Genomic DNA, 2,270 nt, shown 5'->3' with positions numbered 1-2,270 from the left:
CCAACCGGACCGGCCGCAGCGTCGGTCTGTTGACGCCAGGCGGCGGTACGCTGCATGTCGAATGGCGCGACGATGACCATGTGGTGCTGACCGGCGCCGCCGAATGGGAATTTTCCGGCAGCTTCGACCCGTCGAACGGGACATGGGCCCGCGACACCGAAAGCGCGGCCTGATGTCCGCTCTGCCCAAGAGCCCGGTGTCCAAGGGCATCGATGTCGTCACCTTCGGCTGCCGGCTCAACACCTATGAATCGCAGGTGATGCGGCGCGAGGCTGAAAGTGCCGGTCTGGGCGCTCTGGAAGGCGGCGCTTTGATCTTCAACACCTGCGCCGTGACAGGCGAAGCAGTGCGCCAGGCCAAGCAGGCGATCCGCAAGGCCCGCCGCGACAACCCACGGGCACGCATCATCGTCACCGGCTGCGCCGCGCAGACCGAGCCTGAAAAATTCGCCGCCATGGACGAGGTCGATCTCGTGCTTGGCAATGAAGAGAAGCTGAACGCCAATTCCTATCGCGCGCTGCCGGATTTCGGCGTCAACGACACCGAGAAGGCGCGCGTCAACGATATCTTTTCGGTGCGTGAGACCGCAGGCCACATGGTCGACGCCATCGAGGGCCGGGCGCGCGCCTTCGTCCAGGTGCAGAATGGCTGCGACCACCGCTGCACCTTCTGCATCATTCCCTACGGCCGCGGCAATTCGCGCTCGGTGCCGATGGGCGCCGTGGTCGAGCAGGTCAAGCGGCTCGCCGGCAACGGCTATGCCGAGATCGTGCTGACCGGCGTCGACATGACATCATTCGGCGCCGATCTGCCGGGGGCGCCGAAGCTCGGCAAACTGGTGAAAACAATCCTGAAACAGGTGCCCGACGTGAAGCGGCTGCGGCTGTCGTCGATCGATTCGATCGAAGCTGACGACGATTTGCTCGATGCCATCGCCACCGAGCCCAGGCTGATGCCGCATCTGCATCTGTCGCTGCAATCGGGCGACGACATGATCCTGAAGCGGATGAAGCGAAGGCACCTACGCGATCAGTCGATCCGCTTCTGCGAGGATGTGCGCAAGCTGCGCCCCGGTATCGTCTTTGGCGCCGACATCATCGCCGGCTTCCCGACCGAGACCGACGAAATGTTCGAGAACTCGGAAAAAATTATCGAGGAGTGTGGCCTGACCCATCTCCACGTCTTCCCCTTCAGCCCACGCGAAGGCACGCCCGCCGCGCGCATGCCGCAGCTCCGCCGCGAGGTCGTCAAGCAGCGCGCCGCCCGGCTGCGTGCCGCCGGTGAAGCTGCCTATTTCAGGCATCTGTCGTCGCTCACCGGAACGCGCCAGTCGATCCTGATCGAGCGCGACGGCCTTGGCCGCACCGAGGGTTTTACGCTTGCCGCACTCGGCACGGGCGCACCGGGTGAGATCGTCGAGGCTGAGATATCAGGCCACGATGGTAGCAGGCTGATCGCGGCGCCCCTTGCCGCCCGCGCCGCCTGAGAACGCAAAGCATGGCTGGTTTTTTCAAGAAGATATTTTCGTTCGGCAAGAAAGAGGTTGTCGAGGAGCGGATCGACGAGACCGCCCCGCTGCCGCCGATCAAATGGGAAGCACTCGATGCGCTGAAGCCGGCGGCCGAACAGGTCGTTCCGGAGTTCTTGAAGCGCGACGAGCCGCTGCCCGAGGCGGAAACGACGCCGGCGCCGGTAGTCGAGCCGGAGGTAATTCCTGCGCCGCAACCGGCGCCTGTCGAGGAACCGGCGCCCGAGCCGGAGCCAACCATCCCGCCAGTACCGGAGCCGGCTGTTCCCTCAGAGCCAGAACCTCTGCCGGAGCCCGAGCCGGAAGAAGAACCAGCGCCCGAGACGCCAGCCGAGCCGCCGGCGCCCGAGGAGGTACCAACCCCTCCCGCCGTTCCGGAACCTGCTCCCGAACCGCAGCCGCAAGAAGTCCCTGCTCCGGCGCCGGCCGAGCCGGAGATCGTCCCGTCACGGCCGGAAAAGCAGCCGGAGCCGGCCCCGGTCGAAGTGCCGACGCCTGTCGAGGTTCCAGCCGAAACACCAGCCCCGATCGAGGTGCCGACACCGGCGCCGTCCCCTCTTCAGCCGTCTTCAGAGGTCAGCGCAGCCCCTCATCCGCCTGCCGGCACCTTCTCCCCGTATAGAGACTGCGAGAAGGGGGCTAGCGGTGAAGTTGCGCCTCCTCTTGCAAACATCGAAGACGAAGCCTCAACGCTGACGCCCCCCTCTCCCCGTCCTTCACGGGGGGAGGGGAGGGGGGAGGG

At 65.7% G+C, this 2,270-nt stretch carries 1 protein-coding gene and 2 pseudogenes; all 3 read left to right on the top strand.

The window, feature by feature from the left end; all coding sequences use genetic code 11:
- Positions 1-173, top strand: a pseudogene (locus EOC06_RS44485) (diaminopimelate epimerase); the annotation flags it as partial.
- Entirely contained in the window at positions 173-1,486 is a 1,314-nt protein-coding gene (gene mtaB, locus EOC06_RS36245) for a tRNA (N(6)-L-threonylcarbamoyladenosine(37)-C(2))-methylthiotransferase MtaB (RefSeq protein WP_128310046.1), read from the top strand. The pseudogene EOC06_RS44485 and the gene mtaB, both read left to right, overlap by 1 nt.
- Before the next feature lie 11 nt (positions 1,487-1,497).
- Positions 1,498-2,270 (top strand): annotated as a pseudogene (locus EOC06_RS36240) (signal recognition particle-docking protein FtsY); the annotation flags it as partial.

It is taken from the genome of Mesorhizobium sp. M7A.F.Ca.MR.362.00.0.0, from assembly GCF_004023175.1.
Lineage (GTDB): Bacteria > Pseudomonadota > Alphaproteobacteria > Rhizobiales > Rhizobiaceae > Mesorhizobium.
This window is presented reverse-complemented; position numbering and strand designations above follow the sequence as displayed.